Source organism: Corynebacterium tuberculostearicum (genome assembly GCF_030229345.1).
GTDB classification, from domain to species: domain Bacteria; phylum Actinomycetota; class Actinomycetes; order Mycobacteriales; family Mycobacteriaceae; genus Corynebacterium; species Corynebacterium tuberculostearicum_G.
This window is the reverse complement of record NZ_JASPGP010000003.1, coordinates 99,231-116,094: the sequence shown is the minus strand read 5'-3', so window position 1 is coordinate 116,094 and position 16,864 is coordinate 99,231. Positions and strand designations below refer to the sequence as shown.

The following is a 16,864-nucleotide window of genomic DNA, read 5'->3' as shown; positions in this document are numbered from 1 at the left end:
CTGCCGCTCAACCGAGTTCCGGTTGTGAGGCAGGGGCTTTCAGCATTGTGGGGCAGGGAAGGGGCAATGTCCGGTAATTCTTGCTGCACCCGAATGGGGTAAGTCTCTCTGCGCAATATCTGCAGGTCGTTAGGTTTATTTCTATCGTGCGACACTAAACTTATAATGGTCGATTTGTGATTTAGACCTCCAAGTGGTCAGATATTTTTATGGAGAAACACACATCTGACGCGGCGGCCCAGGCGGCTGCGCCCACACCGCAGAGCGGCGAGCGCACATTCTTTGGCCACCCCTGGGGATTGGCCAACCTCTTTGGCGTGGAAATGTGGGAGCGCTTTAGCTTCTACGGCATGCAGGCCCTAGTTCTGCTGTACATGTATTACGCCACTACCGATGGTGGTCTTGGTCTAGACCGCGCGGACGCGACGTCCATCGTGGGTGCCTATGGCGGCTTGGTCTACATGGCCTGCTTGTTGGCTTCTCTTGTCGCCGACCGAGTTCTGGGTGCCGAGCGCACATTGTTTTACTCAGCCGTCATGGTGATGGTTGGCCACCTCGCGTTGGCGTTTATCCCTGCGGTTACGGGGTTGGCCATTGGCCTGGTTCTTATTGCGGTTGGGTCCGGTGGCGTTAAGACTACTGCACAGGTCGTGCTTGGTTCCATGTACAGCCGGGATGACCCGCGCCGCGATGGTGGATTCTCCATCTTCTATATGGGCGTCAATATCGGTGCACTTGTTGGTCCGCTCCTTACCACCGCCCTCTGGGGCTGGCAGGGTTTCCACTGGGGCTTCGGTATCGCGGCGATTGGCATGGCGCTCGGCCTGATTCAGTACTCCGTAATGCGCAAGACCACAATTAAGGACGCGGGACACGAGGTACCAAACCCGGCTAGCCCCAAGCAGCTACTTATGGGCGTGGTGGCAGTTGCTGCCGTTGTCGTGGTCATGGTGGGAGCATTGGCTACCGGAGCCATTCAGGTTGATTGGTTGTCCAATATTGTTACCGCGGTGGCTCTTGTAGCTGCAATTTATCTGTGGATTCAGATGTATACCTCGAAGCTGGTGACCCGCGAGGAAAAGAACCGCCTGCTCGGCTTTATCCCGATGTTCGTTTCCGGCGTGTTGTTCTTCGGCATCTTCCAGCAGCAGTTCACCGTGATGACGATTTATTCGGATGTGCGCTTGGACCGTCACATGTTTGGTTGGGAAATCCCTCCATCACTGGTGCAGTCCATTAATCCGATTTTTATTGTTATTTTCTCTGCAGTCTTTGCGACGATGTGGACGAAGCTAGGGGATAGGCAGTGGTCCACCCCGGTGAAGTTTGGTGTCGCCAATATCGTCATCGGCATCTCCCTGTTCTTCTTCCTTCCTTTCTCGGGCGGGGAAGCGAACTCCACTCCGATGTATGCCATCATCTTCATCCTCTTCCTTTTCACCATGGCGGAGCTTCTCCTATCGCCGGTGGGCAATGCCCTAGCTACCAAGGTGGCGCCGGTAGCGTTCCCGTCCCGTATGATGGCGGTATGGATGATGGCGGTCGCTATGGGTACGTCGCTGGCTGGTTCCTTGGCTGGCTTTTATAACCCAGACGATGCGGGCGCGGAAAACACCTTCTTTATCTCCCTTGGCGTTGCGTCCATCGTGCTGGGCGGCATTCTGCTTGTTCTCAGCCGCTGGGTGGTAAAGAAATTTTCCACCTTCCGTTAGGAGGTTCAAAAGCGCCCTTGAATGGGAGGTATACCGGCTCCATGGTGGTATACCTCCCTTAGTGGTTTTCATCACTTGGGCTGACCGGTCGGGCTGAGGGGATTGCTCGGTATGAGCTGGGAAAATCTATCTATTCTGAGCTTTCAAGGCGACAATTCTGCCCTCGGGTAGGTTAATTAAAGGTTGACCAAAGAAAACATTAAAGAAAAGCAATTGTCTGTAGTTTCGCGCAGGAGTATTCTGCATTCGTCCGCGACGCGTGAAGGCGCCGCAGATGCGTACCGTGTTCATCTTTTCTTTCCAAGGGGCCAACGCTGTGACAGCGACTCTGATTATCCTCGGCATTGTGGTGGTAACCGCCCTTGCCTTTGACTTTACGAACGGATTTCATGACACTGCCAACGCGATGGCTACGTCCATTGCCACCGGTGCTTTGAAGCCTTTTACTGCGGTGGCAATCTCCGCAGTCCTCAACCTTGTCGGTGCTTTCCTTTCGGTCAACGTTGCTGCGACCGTGGCAAAGGGCATCGTTAACCTTGATTCCTACGACCTGTCTGGCGCCGCCGCTGACACCGATGGCCAGGCGCTTTTGATGGTCGTCTTCACCGGCCTTATCGGCGGCATCATCTGGAACCTGTTCACCTGGTTGCTGGGTATGCCGTCCAGTTCCTCCCACGCCTTGTTCGGTGGCCTCATCGGTGCCGCCTTCGCTGCGATGGGCTCGACTGGCGTGGAGTGGTCTTCCATTGCCGGCAAGATCATTATCCCAGCCGTTGCCTCGCCTATTATCGCGGCGCTGGTTTCGGCGTGTGCCACGTTCCTTATCTACTGGGTAACCAACACCATTCCCAACAAGGCGAAGAACGAGCACTTCCGCCACGGTCAGATCGTCACCGCCTGCCTGGTGTCCCTGGCGCACGGCGCTGGCGATGCGCAGAAGACCATGGGCGTTATTTTCCTGGCGCTAGTTGCCTCTGGGCATGCAGTTGCCGACGCCCGCATTCCTACCTGGGTTATCGTTTCTTGTGCTGTGGCCATCGCGGCCGGCACTCTGTCCGGCGGCTGGCGCGTTATCCGCACTCTGGGCAAGGGTCTGGTGGAGATTGAGTCCCCGCAGGGCATGGCCGCGGAAGCTACCTCCGCAGCGATCATCTTGACCTCTGCTACCGGTGGTATGGCACTGTCTACCACCCACGTGTCCACCGGTTCTATCCTGGGTACCGGCCTGGGCCGTCGCGGTGCTGAGGTTCGCTGGGGTGTGGCCATGCGCATGGTGTCCGCATGGCTCATCACCTTGCCGTGCGCTGCGTTCGTGGGCTTTGCTACCTGGTGGTTGGCACACGGCGTCTCCTCCTTTACCAACGTAGCAACCGGCGCCATCGTGGACTTCGTCTTGCTGCTGGCAATGGCCGCACTTATCGTTATCCGCTCCCGCATGAACCCGGTGGATGCTTCCAACGTCAACAACGACTGGGATCCAAACTCCGAGTCCGTGGATTCCTCCATGGGTGCGGGCTCTGACCGCAAGGAGCCAGTTGCTGCCGGTGCCGCACCAGTATCCGCAACCAAGGCGGAGGATGCCTCCGCGCCGTCTACTGCTCAAGAGGAGCGCTAAACCATGACTGCTGCAGAAATCTTCCAGTCCCTCATTCACGTTGCAGGCTTGGCGCTGGTCTTCGGCGCTGGCATTCCGCTCCTGTTCTCTCTGGGCATGCGGTGCATGACCGGTGATCCAATTCGTGACGACAACGGCGTTGTCGTGGGCGATACTCCGGCAAGTACGCAGATGAAGGTACTGGGCTGGACCGTCTATGCGGTGTTGGCCGTAGTCATTCTCGTGGCCATCATGTGGATTGCTCGCGATACGCTGGACCACTACTTCGGCTTTACGCCGTTCGGTGACCTATAAAGAATCCTCTTGCCTGAGGGTAAACCTTCCGTGTGATGCGCGGCACACTTTCTTAAAGTTAACAAAAGGTTAACTTTAAGCGACCTAGGGGTTGCTTAGTGGAAGTGTGCCGCGTATATTCTTCTCTATCAAACAGAGAGAAAGCCACATGGAGGTGTGAGAAATGAACAAGATGCGTACATTGATGGACGGCATCGCTGATGCGTTCAAGGGCTCCACCACTGGAACCGGCCTGGACACCGTTTCAGAAGCTCCGGTTCGCGCTTTGGTGGCAGAAACCCTGCTTGACGCTGATAAGACCCCTGCTACTACTAAGGACGTAGCAGAGGCGCTAGAAACCGTCACCGGTCATGCTCCGGATGAACACGAGATGCTCGATGCGGAACTTTTCCTGCTCGACTTCGATTGGCTGCAGTAAGCAGCAACTGAATGAAATCCCCACGAGGCCCCTTGCCGCACAGTGTGCAGCAGGGGGCTTTGTGCTGCGTGGGGTACACGGGGGCGTCGGCAAGCGCGGCTAATCGCGCGGCGGCAGTATGGCCTCAGGGGTCTCGGGCAGAAGCTGGCCGCCATCGATAATTAGTGTTTGGCCGGTGATGTAGCCTGCCTCTTCCGAAGCTAGGAAGGCTGCTGCAGTGCCAATATCGCGCGGGGTGCCCAGGCGGTGCAGCGGTACCGAGCGCGTCATTTGATCGAGGTACTCCTGGCCTTGGGCCTCGAGGCCCTCGGTGAGGATATTGCCTGGGAGGACCCCGTTGATGGTGATGCCATCGCGGGCCACCTCGAGTGCGGCCGAACGCATAAAGCCTTGTTGCGCGGCCTTGGAAGCGCCGTAGTGGGCCCAACCGGGAAAGCCCGTGTGCGAGCCGGTGATAGACGTTGTAATAACGATGCGTCCATAGCGGCGTTGCTTGAGATAGGGGAGCGCCTCCTGGACCACCTTGAAGGTGCCGTGGGTATTGATGGCAAACATCGCCTCCCACTTATCATCGGTCATCTCTGCCAGCGGGCAGTTGGGAAAGACGCCGGCATTGGAGCACACAATGTCGAAGCCGCCGTGCTCGGCAGTGACCTGGCGGTACATGTCCTTAACCGAAGCGCGGTCGGTGACGTCCACGCGAATGGCGCTGGCACCCAACTCCTTGGCAGTAGCGGTGGCGTGGTCTAAGTCGATATCGGCGATGATGACGGTGGCGCCGGCCTCCCGCAGCGAGGCGACGATGCCGCGGCCAATGCCGGAGGCGCCGCCGGTGACAATGGCTACCCGGCCTGTGAGATCGAACATGATGCTCCTGTTCCTAAAAAAGGGGTGGAATGAGGGTGATTTCACCTTCTAGTTTATGCCGCAAGAGCAGGAAGGGCCTGGGAAATTCGCCACGCGGGAGGGAATGAATGAAGGGCCTGTCGGGTTGATTTACTAAGCTAGAAACAGATGAAGATGAAGCCGCTCGGAAGGGTAGAATCGTCCTTCCAACTGTGGATAGCGGTACGAAAAGCGAGTGTGAAAGAACTTAATGGCACGTATGCAAGAAAGCGCTGACCTGCTCAAGTGTTCCTTTTGTGGCAAGAGTCAGAAGCAGGTGAAAAAGCTCATCGCCGGCGGCGGTGTCTACATCTGTGATGAGTGCATCGAGCTATGCAATGAGATCATCGAAGAGGAACTGGGCCAAGAGCAGGCGCAAGAATCCTCCGATGCGGAGGTGCGCCTGCCTCGGCCCTCGCAGATTTCCGCCTTCCTCGATAAGTACGTGATCGGCCAGGACAAGGCCAAGCGTGTGCTGTCTGTGGCGGTCTATAACCACTACAAGCGCATCAAGGCCGAAGAGTCGGCGGCGTTGGAGGCCCGCCGCAAGAAGGCCGAGGGCGATGAAGTAGAGATCTCTAAGTCCAATATCTTGATGTTGGGCCCCACCGGTTCCGGTAAGACCTACCTGGCGCAGACCTTGGCCCGGCTTCTCGATGTCCCCTTTGCCATCGCCGATGCCACCAGCCTCACCGAGGCCGGCTATGTGGGCGAAGACGTGGAAAATATCCTGTTGAAGCTGCTGCAGGCCGCGGACTTTGACGTGGAGCGCGCACAGCGCGGCATCATCTACGTCGACGAGGTGGACAAGATTTCCCGCAAGTCCGAGAACCCATCCATTACCCGCGACGTGTCCGGCGAGGGCGTGCAGCAGGCCCTGCTGAAAATCCTGGAAGGCACCGTGGCGGCCATCCCGCCGCAAGGCGGGCGCAAGCACCCGAACCAGGAGTTTATCCAGCTGGATACCTCCAATATTTTGTTCATCGTCGCCGGCGCTTTCGCTGGGTTGGACCAAGTCATTGCGGATCGCGTGGGCAAGAAGGGCGTGGGCTTTGGCGCCAACCTGGATACCAAGGACGAGCGCGAAAAGGTTGACCTCTTCTCCCAGGTGCGCCCCGAGGACCTAGTGAAGTTCGGTCTTATTCCAGAGTTCATCGGACGCCTGCCTGTCGTGGCCACGGTGGATAACCTGGACCGTGAATCTTTGGTCAAGGTGCTCACCGAGCCCAAGAACTCCCTGGTTAAGCAGTACAGCCGCCTCTTTGAGATGGATGACTGCGAATTGGACATCGAGCCAGCGGCATTGGATGCCATCGCGGAGCTCGCCTTGGAACGCAAGACGGGTGCGCGTGGCCTGCGCGCCATCATGGAAGAGCTTTTGGTCCCAGTCATGTACGACCTGCCAGACCGCGAGGATATTGCCACGGTACACATCACGCGGGAGTGCGTGACCGAGGGAGCGGAGCCGCAGTTTAGCTATAAGGATGAGGCAAAGGAATCCGCTTAAGCCGGCGCTAGTACTCCTCGCTGTAGATATCCTGCGGGGAGGCCTCGTCGCCTTCCTTGGTATCGAACGAGGACGAGGTGAGGTAGGACTCGTGGCCTGAGTCCGGAATATTGGCGGTCAAAAACGCCAGCACAGCATCGACGGTGAGCCTATGCATGCCGTCGATATTTTCTTGGGTATTGAAGTTCACGCCCAGCATGTTTTCCACCATCACCTGATTGGTCACGCGGTAGACCGTCAACGAGGAAATCAAGGTGAAGATGTCATTGGCGGAAATGCCTGGGCGGAAGGCGCCGGCGTCTTGGCCCAAGAGCAGCAAGCGGTCAAGGTGGAGGGCCACCCCGGCGACGTCGGCAATAGCCTGCTGTGCCGGGTCCACAATCTGCTGATTACTTTCCCATACCAGCATGCGGATGGCGTCCGGGTTGGCAACGCGCTCGCGGAAAAGCCAATCTACCAACTTGCGCACGCCTTCGACCGGAACTGCGGTATCGATTTCCAGGGCATCTTCAGGCGGATTAAGGCGCTGCGCGGCGGTGCTCAGCGCACGCAGGTACAAGCCCTTCTTATCGCCAAAGTGGTAATGAATCATGCGCTTGGACATGCCGGATTCTTGGGCGATGGTCTCTAGCTTGGTTTCTGTAAAGCCAAAGCGGGAAAACTGCTTGATCGCAACGTCCACCACGGAGTCAATGCTGACGGATTCCGCGTGGGCAGCGTGAGGAGAATCCGCCTGGTCTGCAGCCTGCAGTGGGTCAGTATTCTCTGTGCTCATTGCATAAGTCCTTAATCCTTGCGGCGCGGCGGTGGCGCGGTGAACTGATGTCTAATAGTGCGGGAGTTGGCAATCCCTATGCATTCTGGGTGTGCAGCGTGGGGGAGTGTCCCGCATTTCCTTTTCCTATCATGCCCGATTAATCACCCCGTGCGGGAGTATCTGGCCCATTGGGGGCGCTAATTTTGAGGTAAATGGGGGTAATTTAACGCAAGGGCCCTAGATTTTCCCTCCAAAAGAGGGGGCCAGATTCACAGCGCGAATGCTGGCGGTGGGGCTAAGCTCGGTGATGGATTACATTCCCTGGCGGTGCGAGCAATCTGGCTCGCGTGTGCCGCCCATGTCACAGCCATTATTGAGGAGGCTTTACACCATGACCCAGCCCGTCAAAATCACTGTCACCGGCGCCGCCGGCAACATCGCGTATTCGCTGCTGTGGCGCATCGCTGCTGGAGATGTGTACGGCAAGGACACCCCGGTAGACCTAGCATTGCTGGAAATTCCCGCTGCGGTGGAAAAGGCCCAAGGTGTTGCCATGGAGCTCAATGACTCCGCCCTGCCGTTGGTTAACTCCATTACGGTTACTGATGATCTCAAGGAAGCCTTTGAGAACACCTCCGCCGCCTTTCTTGTAGGTGCTCGCCCGCGCAGCAAGGGAATGGAGCGCGCCGACCTACTGGAGGCCAATGGCGCCATCTTCACCAAGCAGGGCAAGGCCATCAATGACTACGCCGCGCGCGATGTCCGCGTGCTCGTTGTTGGCAACCCGGCTAATACCAATGCCCTCATCGCTGCGAATAATGCGCCGGATTTGGATAACTCCCAGTTCAACGCTTTGATGCGCTTGGACCACAACCGCACCCTGAGCCAGCTCGCACTGAAGACGGGCAAGTCCACCACCGATTTCACCAAGGTGGCGGTTTGGGGCAACCATTCCGCTAGCCAGTTCCCGGATATCACCTACTCCAACGCGGAGGTGGACCAGGACTGGTACCGCGAGGAAATGATCCCCAAGGTGGCCAAGCGCGGTGCGGAGATTATTGAGGTACGCGGCAGCTCCTCGGCCGCTTCGGCGGCGTCGGCAGCCGTGGACCACATGCATGACTGGATCCATGGCACCGAGGACTGGCGCACTGCGGCGGTGCCATCGGACGGATCCTACGGCGTCGACAAGGGCCTTATTTGCGGATTCCCCACGGTCAGCCGCAACGGCCAGTGGGAGATCGTGCAGGGACTGGAGCTTAGTGAGCTCCAAAAAGAGCGCATCGAGGCCTCTGTGGCCGAGCTGCGCGAGGAGCGCAAGGCCGTGGCGGACCTGCTCTAAAACCCGCTTGGTGCGCACCTCATACTCGGTGCGCACCCTGCCTGGCTGAGCCGGTTGACGTGCAAGGTAGAATCGGCCAGGTGACTGAGCAAAATAATGAGCAATTAGTTGGTACCAACCGCGCCGATGCCCTGCCTAAGTCGTGGGAGCCGCAGGCCGTAGAGAAGGACCTCTATGAGGGCTGGGTAGAAAAGGGCTACTTCACCCCGGATGCGAATTCGGAGGCCGAGCCTTATTCCATCGTGCTGCCGCCGCCAAATGTGACCGGCCAGCTGCACATGGGCCACGCCCTGGACCACACGCTGATTGATTCCATTATCCGCCGCAAGCGCATGCAGGGCTACGCCACCCTGTGGCTGCCCGGTGCCGATCACGCCGGCATTGCCACCCAGACCAAGGTCGAGGCCAAGCTCAAGGAGACCGAGGGCAAAAAGCGCTGGGACTATGAGCGCGAAGAATTCATTGACAAGGTCTGGGAGTGGAAGGAGCAGTACGGCGGCACCATCCAGAACCAGATGCGCGCCATCGGTGACTCCGTGGACTGGTCCCGCGAGCGTTTCACCTTGGATGATGGCCTCTCCCGCGCCGTCCAGACCATCTTTAAGAACCTCTACGATGAGGGCATGATCTACCAGGCCAACCGCCTGGTGAACTGGTCGCCGGTGCTTGAGACCGCCGTCTCCGATATCGAGGTGGTGTACAAGGACGTCGAGGGCGAGCTGGTCTCCATCCGCTATGGCTCGCTCAATGACGATGAACCGCACCTCATCGTGGCCACCACCCGTGTGGAGACCATGCTGGGTGACGTCGCCATCGCCGTACACCCAGACGACGAGCGCTACGCCGATTTGGTGGGCAAGGAGCTACCGCACCCGTTCCGCGATGACCTGAAGCTCAAGATCATCGCCGATGACTACGTGGATATGGAATTCGGTACCGGCGCGGTGAAGATCACCCCGGCCCACGATCCGAATGACTACGCGATGGGCACCCGCCACAACCTGGAGATGCCCACCGTTATCGATACCACCGGCCACATTGCCAATACCGGTACCCGCTTCGACGGCCTGACCCGCGAGGAAGCCCGCGTGGAGATCCGCGAGGCACTGCGCGAGCAGGGCCGCATTGTCAAGGAAATCCGCCCGTACGTCCACTCCGTGGGCCACTCGGAGCGCTCCGGCGAGCCCATCGAGCCGCGCCTGTCCCTGCAGTGGTTCGTGGACGTGGCCAAGATGGCCAAGGCCTCTGGCGACGCCGTGCGCGAGGGCGATACCACCCTGCACCCACAGTCGCTCGAGCCGCGCTACTTCGAGTGGGTCGATGACATGCACGATTGGTGCATCTCCCGCCAGCTGTGGTGGGGCCACCGCATTCCTATCTGGTATGGGCCAGAAGGTGAGGACGGCCAGCGAGACATCGTCTGTGTCGGCCCAGATGAGGAGCCACCGGCAGGCTACGAGCAGGACCCGGACGTGCTGGATACCTGGTTCTCCTCCGCGCTGTGGCCATTTTCCACCCTGGGCTGGCCAGAAAAGACCCCGGACCTAGAGAAGTTCTATCCCACCAACGTGCTGGTCACCGCCTACGACATCTTGTTCTTCTGGGTGGCCCGCATGATGATGTTTGGCACCTTTGCCGGCAGCCACACCCCGGAGCTTTTGGGTGAGGGCACCGATGGCCGCCCGCAGGTTCCGTTCAAGGATCTGTACCTGCACGGCCTGGTCCGCGATGAGCAGGGCCGCAAGATGTCCAAGTCCTTGGGCAACGGCATTGACCCGATGGATTGGGTGCGCGATTACGGTGCGGATGCCCTGCGCTTTACCCTTGCCCGCGGCGCCAACCCTGGCGTGGACCTGCCGCTTGGCTCCGACGCCGCCGCGGCTGCCCGCAACTTTGCTACCAAGCTCTTTAACGCCACCAAGTTCGCGCTCATGAACGGCGCTGGAGTGGCCACGCTGCCGAACCGCGCGGAGCTTAGCGACGCCGACCGGTGGATCCTTGACCGCGCCGAAGAGGTCCGTGCCAAGGTGGATGACTACCTGGATGACTACCAGTTTGCTAAGGCCAACGAGCTGCTCTACCACTTCACCTGGGACGAGCTGTGTGACTGGTACTTGGAGATTGCCAAGACCCAGATCCCGCGCGATGGCGTAAGCGAGCAGGGCCGCAATACCCAGATCGTGTTGGGCCGCGTGCTCGACGTCGTCCTGCGCCTACTGCATCCGACCATGCCATTCGTCACCGAGGTGCTGTGGAAGGCGCTGACCGGCGGCGAGTCCATCGTCGTTGCACCGTGGCCTACCGTTGCCGATACCAATGGTGGCGCCACCAAGGATGAGGTGGCCGCCCGCCGCATCGAGGACGCCGATAAGCTCATCACTGAGCTGCGCCGCTTCCGCTCTGACCAGGGCGTAAAGCCTTCCCAGAAGGTGCCGGGCCGCCTCGACTTCGCCGCAGCGGATCTCGCTGGCCAAGAGGAACTGGTGCGCAACCTGGCCAATACCACCGTCCCAGACGAGGATTTCGATCCTTCCGCCTCCATCGAGGTGCGCCTTTCCCAGGCCACCGTGGAGGTCACCCTGGATACCCACGGCGCAGTGGACGTGGAAGCCGAGCGCAAGCGCCTGGAAAAGGATCTGGCCAAGGCCAATAAGGAACTGGAGCAGACCGGCAAGAAGCTGGGCAACGAGAACTTCTTGTCCAAGGCACCGGAAGAAGTGGTCAATAAGATCAAGGAGCGCCAGCAGGTTGCCCGCGAAGAGGTCGAGCGCATCACCAGCCGTTTGGAGGGCCTGAAGTAGTGGCGGACAAGGACAAGGAGACTGAGGACTTCGAAATCGTCGATGCCCTCAAAGAAGGCACTGACGGTGGACCGGTAGAAATCACCGAGTCCGGCCTGACGCTCAACTTGGGCATGGGTAGCGAGGACGAGTACAACGAGGCCGCACCGCAAGAGGTGTCGGCCGAGGAGCTGCGCGCCCTCGCGGAAGTCGAAGAGGAGCTCAACGAGCGCTGGCCGGAGACCAAGATTGAGCCTTCCCTCGATCGCATCGAGATGCTCATGGATCTGCTCGGCCACCCTGAGCGTTCCTTCGATGTCATCCACATTGCTGGCACCAACGGCAAGTCCTCCACCGCGCGCATGGTGGATTCGCTCCTGCGCGCCTTCCACCGCCGCGTCGGCCTTGTCACCAGCCCGCACCTGCAGCGGGTCACTGAACGCATCGGCATCGATGGCCAGCCCATCCACCCGCGCGATTATGTGCGCATCTGGCACGAGATCAAGCCTTTTGTGGAGATGGTCGATGCCCAGTCGGACGTCCCCATGTCCAAGTTCGAGGTCCTCGTTGGCTTGTCCTATGCCGCGTTTGCCGACGCCCCCGTGGACGTCGCCGTTGTTGAAGTCGGCCTCGGCGGCCGGTGGGATGCCACCAACGTGGTCAATGCGGACGTCTCCGTCATCACTCCGGTGGGCTTGGACCACACGGACTACTTGGGCGAAACCCTCGCAGAGATTGCCGGTGAAAAGGCTGGCATTATCAAGCCGCGCGAGGATGCCGATGATCCGCTGACCCCCAACGAAAACATCGTGGTCATCGCGGAACAGGACCCTGAGGCAATGCGGGTTATCCTGCAGCAGGCCGTAGACGTGGAGGCGGGTGTGGCCCGCTCCGGTTCCGAATTTGCTGCCCTCGAGTCTCGCATCGCCGTCGGCGGCCAGCAGGTTAATATCCAGGGGCTCGGCGGCCTGTACGAGGATATCTTCTTGCCCCTGCACGGCGAGCACCAGGCCAAGAATGCCGCCGTGGCCCTTGCCGCGGTGGAGGCATTCTTCGGCGCCTCGGCCGGCCACCCGCTGGATGTTGCCACCGTGCGCAATGGCTTCGCGCAGGCAATTTCTCCTGGCCGCTTGGAGCGCGTGCGCACCTCGCCGACGACGTTTATTGACGCCGCCCATAACCCCCACGGCGCCAAGGCCCTCGGCGCGGCGCTGGACCGCGATTTCGACTTCGCCCGCCTCATCGGTGTGCTCTCGATTTTCGCGGATAAGGATTCCACCGGCATCCTCACCGCACTCGAGCCTTACCTCACCGAGGTCGTCATCACCCAAAACTCCTCGCCGCGCGCGCTCGATACCTACGACTTGGCAGAGACCGCCCGCGATATCTTTGGCGAGGAGCGAGTGTACGTAGCCGATAACCTGCCGGGCGCCTATGCCCAGGCCGTGGAGCTTGCCGAGGACGCCGAGGTCCAGTCCGGCTCCGGCATCATCATCACTGGTTCGGTCGTCACCGCTGGTGATGCCCGCGCGATGTTTGGAAAGGAACCTGCATGAGCCTCGATAATCACCACCCGCGCGGAGAGCACCAGCCCCGCCCGCCCCGCCGCACCCGCGCCCGTGGCCGCGAGGAGCAGGTCCCCGAAAGCGAGATCGGCCCCCTCGGCATGGGCCAAGCCCCAGTCAAGGACCCACTTAAAAGCTTCAACGGGATGGTCATTGCCAGCTCCCTGACCATGGAGGCGCTCGCCCTTTCTTTCGCACTGCCGATGCTCTACAAGCTCTATGACGGTACCTTGTGGACCCCCTTCAACTACGGCTTTGTCATCGCCGCAGTGGTATTCCACCTCGTGATGATCGCGTTCATGAATAAGAAGTGGGCGCTGTCCGTCATTGTGTGGGCACAGCTTTTGTGCGTCATTGTGGGCTTTATGGTCCACTGGGCTGTGGCCGCCATCTTCATCATCTTTGGCATGGAGTGGCTGCTGGCCGTCTACCTGCGCAGCAACCTCATCGCCCGCATGAAGCGCGGATACCTCACCACGCAGCACCTCAACGAGAAATAGGCTCGATACCTTCGGCTGGTGGGGCAGACGCGATAGACTAGCGCTCATGCGCAATCTCTATCTCGTCCTTGCCGCACTCGCCTGCATCGCCGCGGTGGTAGCCCGCGCCGCTACGGGAACGCCATGGCTACCGCTAGTTGCCCTCATCATTGGCGGCGTTTTTCTGGTTTTGGCCCTGCGGAGCAACTTCGAGCCGGCCAAAGAAGCCACCTTTGAGGATTTGGATAAGGAGCAGCGCGCGGAGCTGCAACGCCTGCTGGCCAATGGCCAGTTTGGCGCCGCAGTAGGCCAGGTACGCCTGTGGTTTCGGGGCACCTCGCAGGAGCGCGCTGAAGAGATAGTTAAACAACTCGCATAGCCTTGGACCCCCATACTTTTACCCCAAGGCGTACCCCAGCACGCGACGCGGGCGTGCGGTTTCGGTACAGTGTGGGGCATGACTGAACGTACACTGATTCTCATCAAGCCGGACGGCGTAAAGAACGGCCACGTAGGCGAAATCATCTCCCGCATCGAGCGCAAGGGCCTGAAGCTGGCCGAGCTCGACCTGCGCGTTGCTGACCGCGAGACTGCGGAGAAGCACTACGAGGAGCACAAGGACAAGCCATTCTTCGGTGAGCTCGTCGAGTTCATCACCTCCGCACCGCTTATCGCTGGTGTTGTTGAGGGCGAGCGCGCCATCGAGGCATGGCGTCAGCTGGCTGGCGGCACCGACCCAGTCTCCAAGGCCACCCCGGGCACCATCCGCGGTGACTTTGCTCTGACCGTTGGCGAGAACATCGTGCATGGCTCTGACTCCCCAGAGTCCGCTGAGCGCGAGATCGCTATCTGGTTCCCGAACCTCTAAACTTCTGCGCACTTAGCGCATCATTCAGCCCGAGCCTGTAGGCTCGGGCTTTATTTGTTGCTTGACCCATAAGCCCAGGCGTAGAGCCGCATACCGAGTATCCGGCCCTACCCTGAATAAGTATTGAAACGGCAAAGCCGCAAATACGTATAGAGGCAGAACTTGAGCAGGCGTTTTGTTCCGGGGGTTGAAGGTGCTTAACGCGGCAGAGCATTGCTGAGGATAATGCACGCGAGGTCATTCACCTCTCAGACTAGGACTGGAGTTCTCCTAATCGAAGGAGAGTAACTGGCGCAGTGTGCGGAAGGCTTCCTTTTGCACTCGATGGGTAACGGTACGGCCCGATTGTTGCTTGATTAAGAGACCGGATTCCCTCAACTTGCCGAGGTGATGAGATACCGTCGGTTGGCTCAGGCCGGATAGCGCGGTCAGCTCCGTAACACTCATCGGGCCGCAGCCCTCGTCGCACAATATGGATAGCAGGCGCAGGCGGGCGGGGTCAGCAAGTACTTTAAATTGCTGGGAAAAGCGGAGGGAGTCGCCCTGGCTGAGCGGGCCACTGCTCAGGGAACAGCACTGTGCATCCGGGGGGCTATCGGCATTGCTAGGGGAGGGGTCCATGTACACAGTATAAGGAGTCTGCCTCCCATTCCGTTATATTGACGAGTATCAATATGGGCGATTAAAGTACTGTTCGAAAGTTGAATTCCTCGTCGCACAAGGAGAGCCATGGCCGTTACGCAACGCCCAAAGTTGTCATTTCTCGATAGATTCCTCCCTGTGTGGATCATCATGGCCATGGCTGTGGGGCTATTGATAGGCCACTTCCTGCCAGGCATTGGAGAAGCACTGTCTGCTCTAGAGGTTGGCGGTATTTCTCTTCCAATCGCGCTGGGCCTGCTAGTTATGATGTATCCGCCCCTGGCTAAAGTCCGCTATGAAAAGACCCGAGATATTGCTGCCGATGGCCGGTTGATGGTGGTATCGATTGTGTTGAACTGGCTGGTGGGGCCTGCATTGATGTTCACGCTGGCGTGGATATTTCTTGCCGATCAGCCAGAGCTGCGAACCGGCCTGATTATCGTTGGGCTAGCCCGTTGTATCGCAATGGTCCTAGTGTGGTCCGATCTCTCCTGCGCCGATCGGGAGGCCACCGCCGTTCTTGTCGCCATAAACTCTGTATTCCAGGTAGCCATGTTTGGCGTCATGGGTTGGTTCTACTTGCAAGTTCTACCTGGATGGTTAGGTCTAGACACCACCTCTGTTGAATTTTCTTTCTGGTCCATTGTCACTGCGGTTCTTGTGTTCCTAGGAATCCCCCTGCTGCTTGGCGTGCTCTCACGGGTGTGGGGAGAAAAGGTCAAAGGCCGCGAATGGTTTGAAAACCGCTTCCTTCCGGCAGTCTCGCCTTTGGCGATGATTGGTTTGCTCTACACCATCGTGCTGCTGTTTTCGCTGCAAGGCGAGCAGCTGGTAGCACAGCCGACAGCCGTGGTGAGAGTTGCGATTCCGTTGGTCCTCTACTTTGTTGGAATGTTTTTCCTAGCTTTGGGCGTGGCAAAGGTCGAAGGAATGAACTACGCGCAATCCGCTTCCGTGGCTTTTACCGCAGCCGGAAATAACTTCGAGCTAGCCATTGCAGTTTCCATCGGTACATTTGGTGCTGCGTCAGCACAGGCCCTTGCCGGTACCATTGGGCCACTGATTGAAATCCCAGTGCTCGTGGGCCTCGTTTATATAATGCTCTGGATAGGCCCGAAGCTCTTCCCAGGAGACAAAAGCTTGCCAAGTTAGCGTCGGCCCACTTGATACAGACAGCGAACCCCAGTCGGCGTGATGGTGATGGTCCACTTTGCGGGCGCGGTGCGCAGTCCCATGCGGCTCAGCTTCACCAGGTCCGCCTTTGCTAAAGCATCGAGCTGTTCGGATAGAGGGTCGAGGTCTACCTTCATGAACTTCGAGAGGGCAGTGGAATTAATCGTGTTTCCCTGCACCGCGCCGGCGGCGACGAGGGCGGTGAGGATGTCCGAGTGGGCGTCGGCAAGCTCCAAGCGAGCCTCCGTAACCCCGTCGAGCGGGTCTTTTTCCAGGATCTTGTTAATACGGCGCCGGCCGATCCGGAAGGACTGGGAAAACATGCTCCAGATGCCCAACGGCAAGCCAAAGGCCCACCACGCGCCGGACAGCATCCCGGCAACGGGCGGGGCCAGCTCTACCTCTGGGAGCAGGCCGGCTGCGCTCAGTGGCGCCATGACCAATGGCGCAGCGATCGGGATAAACGGTGCGATATAAGCAATCGTGGGATAGTCGCCATCGCGGAATTCCTCTTGCGCAGCGTTGATGCCGCGCGGGTAATTGCGGATGAGGTGCACCAACCCCAGCACCGCAAAGACGGCAAAAACGCCGGCTCCCATCAACATATAATCCACGCCCGTGTTGGCGAAGCCAATGGCAAAGCCGGCCGGTACGCCAAAGTAAAGTGCGGAGCGCACCGGGACTTCATTGCGCTGTCGGTACTGCGCGAGTTCGCGCGCGGGGATTCGTGCTAGTTCTGCCACCCCGCCAACATAACACCGCCTGCTAGCTTGGCCGCGGTTCTGTGACACAATGGGGGATAGCGCGTACGAGACGCGGCATAACTT

General features: G+C 59.2%; 16 protein-coding genes. 12 read left to right on the top strand and 4 right to left on the bottom strand.

The features are described 5' to 3' along the window. Nucleotides 1-209 precede the first annotated feature (209 nt). The 4 genes from QP884_RS03175 to QP884_RS03160 all read left to right on the top strand — a co-directional run bounded on the left by QP884_RS03175 (nucleotide 210) and on the right by QP884_RS03160 (nucleotide 4,039). On the top strand, nucleotides 210-1,712 hold the full coding sequence (locus QP884_RS03175) for a peptide MFS transporter (protein WP_284820675.1): 1,503 nt from the start codon (nucleotides 210-212) through the stop codon (nucleotides 1,710-1,712). A 316-nt stretch (nucleotides 1,713-2,028) separates the two neighbouring features. Further along, a complete protein-coding gene (locus QP884_RS03170; protein WP_239192327.1) occupies nucleotides 2,029-3,327 on the top strand; it encodes an inorganic phosphate transporter in 1,299 nt (432 codons plus the stop codon). Nucleotides 3,328-3,330: 3 nt separating this feature from the next. Then, on the top strand, nucleotides 3,331-3,621 hold the full coding sequence (locus QP884_RS03165) for a hypothetical protein (protein ID WP_005324056.1): 291 nt from the start codon (nucleotides 3,331-3,333) through the stop codon (nucleotides 3,619-3,621). Nucleotides 3,622-3,784: 163 nt separating this feature from the next. Continuing rightward, the gene (locus tag QP884_RS03160) at nucleotides 3,785-4,039 is read left to right on the top strand and encodes a hypothetical protein (protein ID WP_005324057.1); all 255 of its coding nucleotides are present in this window, start codon (nucleotides 3,785-3,787) and stop codon (nucleotides 4,037-4,039) included. 99 nt (nucleotides 4,040-4,138) lie between these two features. Here QP884_RS03160 and fabG read toward each other — a convergent pair whose 3' ends face one another. Continuing rightward, complete coding sequence (gene fabG, locus QP884_RS03155; protein ID WP_284820672.1) at nucleotides 4,139-4,906, bottom strand: 3-oxoacyl-ACP reductase FabG; 768 nt, start codon at nucleotides 4,904-4,906, stop codon at nucleotides 4,139-4,141. Between the two features lie 229 nt (nucleotides 4,907-5,135). On the opposite strand from fabG, the gene clpX reads away from it, so the two are divergent. Continuing rightward, nucleotides 5,136-6,431 (top strand): ATP-dependent Clp protease ATP-binding subunit ClpX, encoded by a 1,296-nt coding sequence (clpX, locus tag QP884_RS03150; protein WP_005324061.1) that lies wholly within the window; start codon nucleotides 5,136-5,138, stop codon nucleotides 6,429-6,431. 7 nt (nucleotides 6,432-6,438) lie between these two features. On the opposite strand, the gene QP884_RS03145 is transcribed toward clpX, so the two are convergent. Beyond that, entirely contained in the window at nucleotides 6,439-7,206 is a 768-nt protein-coding gene (locus QP884_RS03145) for a TetR/AcrR family transcriptional regulator (RefSeq protein ID WP_284820671.1), read from the bottom strand. A gap of 373 nt (nucleotides 7,207-7,579) precedes the next feature. Here QP884_RS03145 and QP884_RS03140 point away from each other — a divergent pair, with 373 nt between their 5' ends. From QP884_RS03140 to ndk, 6 genes are all read left to right on the top strand, one after another. Further along, nucleotides 7,580-8,530, top strand: a complete 951-nt coding sequence (locus tag QP884_RS03140) for a malate dehydrogenase (RefSeq protein WP_284820670.1) — start codon at nucleotides 7,580-7,582, stop codon at nucleotides 8,528-8,530. Between the two features lie 80 nt (nucleotides 8,531-8,610). After that, nucleotides 8,611-11,331, top strand: a complete 2,721-nt coding sequence (locus tag QP884_RS03135) for a valine--tRNA ligase (protein ID WP_284820669.1) — start codon at nucleotides 8,611-8,613, stop codon at nucleotides 11,329-11,331. Beyond that, nucleotides 11,331-12,866 (top strand): bifunctional tetrahydrofolate synthase/dihydrofolate synthase, encoded by a 1,536-nt coding sequence (gene folC, locus QP884_RS03130; protein ID WP_284820668.1) that lies wholly within the window; start codon nucleotides 11,331-11,333, stop codon nucleotides 12,864-12,866. The genes QP884_RS03135 and folC overlap by 1 nt, the downstream gene beginning before the upstream one ends. Further along, nucleotides 12,863-13,375 (top strand): DUF4233 domain-containing protein, encoded by a 513-nt coding sequence (locus QP884_RS03125; RefSeq protein ID WP_284820667.1) that lies wholly within the window; start codon nucleotides 12,863-12,865, stop codon nucleotides 13,373-13,375. Before folC ends, QP884_RS03125 begins: the two co-directional genes overlap by 4 nt. Before the next feature lie 46 nt (nucleotides 13,376-13,421). Beyond that, entirely contained in the window at nucleotides 13,422-13,733 is a 312-nt protein-coding gene (locus tag QP884_RS03120) for a hypothetical protein (RefSeq protein WP_239192356.1), read from the top strand. Between the two features lie 78 nt (nucleotides 13,734-13,811). Further along, entirely contained in the window at nucleotides 13,812-14,222 is a 411-nt protein-coding gene (gene ndk, locus QP884_RS03115) for a nucleoside-diphosphate kinase (RefSeq protein WP_284820666.1), read from the top strand. Nucleotides 14,223-14,492: 270 nt separating this feature from the next. Here the strand turns inward: ndk and QP884_RS03110 are convergent, their stop codons facing one another. Beyond that, complete coding sequence (locus QP884_RS03110; RefSeq protein WP_284820665.1) at nucleotides 14,493-14,843, bottom strand: metalloregulator ArsR/SmtB family transcription factor; 351 nt, start codon at nucleotides 14,841-14,843, stop codon at nucleotides 14,493-14,495. 108 nt (nucleotides 14,844-14,951) lie between these two features. On the opposite strand from QP884_RS03110, the gene arsB reads away from it, so the two are divergent. Then, on the top strand, nucleotides 14,952-16,016 hold the full coding sequence (arsB, locus tag QP884_RS03105) for an ACR3 family arsenite efflux transporter (RefSeq protein WP_284820663.1): 1,065 nt from the start codon (nucleotides 14,952-14,954) through the stop codon (nucleotides 16,014-16,016). On the opposite strand, the gene QP884_RS03100 is transcribed toward arsB, so the two are convergent. Beyond that, on the bottom strand, nucleotides 16,013-16,780 hold the full coding sequence (locus QP884_RS03100; RefSeq protein WP_179386876.1) for a hypothetical protein: 768 nt from the start codon (nucleotides 16,778-16,780) through the stop codon (nucleotides 16,013-16,015). The two genes, arsB and QP884_RS03100, sit on opposite strands and share 4 nt — an antisense overlap. Between the last annotated feature and the right edge of the window lie 84 nt (nucleotides 16,781-16,864).

Coding starts and splice junctions, on each gene's coding strand:
- QP884_RS03175 (WP_284820675.1), top strand. CDS start 210: ATGGAGAAACACACATCTGACGCGGCGGCCCAGGCGGCTGCGCCCACA.
- QP884_RS03165 (WP_005324056.1), top strand. CDS start 3,331: ATGACTGCTGCAGAAATCTTCCAGTCCCTCATTCACGTTGCAGGCTTG.
- QP884_RS03160 (WP_005324057.1), top strand. CDS start 3,785: ATGAACAAGATGCGTACATTGATGGACGGCATCGCTGATGCGTTCAAG.
- fabG (WP_284820672.1), bottom strand. CDS start 4,906: ATGTTCGATCTCACAGGCCGGGTAGCCATTGTCACCGGCGGCGCCTCC.
- clpX (WP_005324061.1), top strand. CDS start 5,136: ATGGCACGTATGCAAGAAAGCGCTGACCTGCTCAAGTGTTCCTTTTGT.
- QP884_RS03145 (WP_284820671.1), bottom strand. CDS start 7,206: ATGAGCACAGAGAATACTGACCCACTGCAGGCTGCAGACCAGGCGGAT.
- QP884_RS03140 (WP_284820670.1), top strand. CDS start 7,580: ATGACCCAGCCCGTCAAAATCACTGTCACCGGCGCCGCCGGCAACATC.
- QP884_RS03125 (WP_284820667.1), top strand. CDS start 12,863: ATGAGCCTCGATAATCACCACCCGCGCGGAGAGCACCAGCCCCGCCCG.
- QP884_RS03120 (WP_239192356.1), top strand. CDS start 13,422: ATGCGCAATCTCTATCTCGTCCTTGCCGCACTCGCCTGCATCGCCGCG.
- ndk (WP_284820666.1), top strand. CDS start 13,812: ATGACTGAACGTACACTGATTCTCATCAAGCCGGACGGCGTAAAGAAC.
- QP884_RS03110 (WP_284820665.1), bottom strand. CDS start 14,843: ATGGACCCCTCCCCTAGCAATGCCGATAGCCCCCCGGATGCACAGTGC.
- arsB (WP_284820663.1), top strand. CDS start 14,952: ATGGCCGTTACGCAACGCCCAAAGTTGTCATTTCTCGATAGATTCCTC.